We start from the raw sequence: 1,879 nt of genomic DNA, 5'->3' as shown, positions 1-1,879 counted from the left end.
GCCCCAGGCGCGGTTGCCCGGCAGGTCGGGGTCGGTGTCTGGCGCGTTTGCGAACTCGCCCCGGCGACCGGCCTCGACGAGTGCGTCGACCCGCGCCGCTGCGCCGGCGGCGTCGTAGGCGCCGCGATCCTGCACCCGATTCGGGCCCGGCACCGCGTACGAGTCGACCGAGCCGTCGCCGGTGATCGTGGCCAGCGCGTCGAGGGAGGCGAGGAAGCGATCCTTCTCGCGTTCGAACAGCGCGGAGTCGTCGTTCAGCTCGAACACGGCCGACATGAAGTTCTCCTGGCTCGCGCCCTCCTCGAGGCGGCGGATCAGGTAGGCGATCGCGACGTCGAACTCCTCGGGGTGCACGACGGGCGTGTAGAGCAGCAGTCCGCCGACCTCGCGCTTCACCGCCTCGGCCTGGCCGGTGGCCATGCCGAGCAGCATCTCGAACTCGATGCCGCGCTGCGCCGATCCCGTGCCGTTCGACGGGCGAACGTCGGCAGCCCCGCGCGCCTGCGCCAGCAGCCACGCGAGTGCGACGTCGAAGAGGTTGTGGCCGGCGACGCCGATGCGCACGTTCGCCACGCGATCCGGGTGCAGCGCATAGTCGAGCACGGCCTTGTAGCTCGTGTCGCTGGCCTGCTTCGAGCCCCAGGTCGCCGCGGGCCAGCCGTGGATCGCCGCGTCGACGAGCTCCATCGGCAGGTTCGCGCCCTTCACCACGCGCACCTTGATCGCAGCACCGCCGTGGGCCACGCGCGCGGCAGCCCACTCCTGCAGCCGCATCATGGCGCCGAGGGCGTCGGGCAGGTACGCCTGCAGCACGATGCCCGCCTCGAGGCCCAAGAACTCGGGGCGGTCCAGGATGCCCGTGAACACCGCGAGGGTGAGGTCGAGATCCTTGTACTCCTCCATGTCGAGGTTGATGAACTTCTTCGGGCTCGCGGCTGCGGCGCGCTCGAAGAGCGGCAGCAGCTGCTTCTCGATGTGCGCGACGGCCTCGTCGAAGGCCCAGTGGTTGTGCGGGGCGACGGTCGAGGAGACCTTGATCGACACGTAGTCGACGTCGGGCCGGGCGAGCAGCTTGTGGGTGCCGGCCAGGCGGCGCTCGGCCTCGTGCTGGCCGAGGATCGCCTCGCCGAGCAGGTTGATGTTGAGGCGGACGTCGTCCTGCTTGATCTTCGCGATCGCGTGCCCGAGCTTGGCGTCGGTCGCGTCGATGATGAGGTGGCTCACCATCTGGCGCAGCACCTTGCGGGCGATCGGCACGACGACGCCGGGCAGCGGCTTCGCGAATGCGCCGCCGAGCCCGATGGCGCCGCGCAGCGGCGCGGGCAGGAACGCCGGGGTGAGCGGTACGAGCTGCTTCAGCTTCTTGGCCGCGGCGTCGAGGTCTTCAGGGCGCACGACACCGTCGACGAAGCCGACGGTGAAGTCGAGGCCGTTCGGGTCGCGCAGCACGCCGGCGAGGCGGGCGGCCGAGGGGTCGGCGGGCACCTCTGCGGCCTCGGCGAGCCACCGGCGCACGAGCGCGATGGCGTCGTCGGCGAGGTCTTGGGGGCGGATGTCGGCCCCGGGGAGATCGCGGGTGCCGGTGGAGTGGTGCGGGGAGGTCATGTAGCCAGTGTGAACCTCGCAGAGAATGAAGTACAGCGACTGTTTCTGCGGACTACTATGAAGTAAATCTGAATGATTGGAGCGTCGGCATGCTCGAGATGAAGCGGCTCAGGCTGCTCTGGGAGCTGCGAGCGCGCGGCACCGTCGCGGCGGTCGCGGAGGCGCTGAATTACAGCCCCTCGGCGGTCTCCCAGCAGCTCGCGCTGCTCGAACGCGAGGCCGGCGTGCAACTGCTGCGCCGCGTCGGACGCACCCTCGCGCTCACACCCGCGGC

Annotated in this window: 2 protein-coding genes; one reads left to right on the top strand and one right to left on the bottom strand. The window is 70.5% G+C overall.

What is annotated here, in order from left to right:
- Positions 1 to 1,605, bottom strand: a 1,605-nt coding sequence (locus tag ACFPZL_RS12750; RefSeq protein WP_382335729.1) for a proline dehydrogenase family protein, incomplete at its 3' end; no start/stop codon positions are given.
- A gap of 89 nt (positions 1,606 to 1,694) precedes the next feature.
- On the opposite strand from ACFPZL_RS12750, the gene ACFPZL_RS12745 reads away from it, so the two are divergent.
- Positions 1,695 to 1,879, top strand: a 185-nt coding sequence (locus ACFPZL_RS12745; protein ID WP_382335728.1) for a helix-turn-helix domain-containing protein, incomplete at its 3' end; no start/stop codon positions are given.

The organism is Leucobacter soli, assembly GCF_042659205.1.
GTDB classification, from domain to species: Bacteria; Actinomycetota; Actinomycetes; order Actinomycetales; family Microbacteriaceae; genus Leucobacter; species Leucobacter soli.
This window is presented reverse-complemented; position numbering and strand designations above follow the sequence as displayed.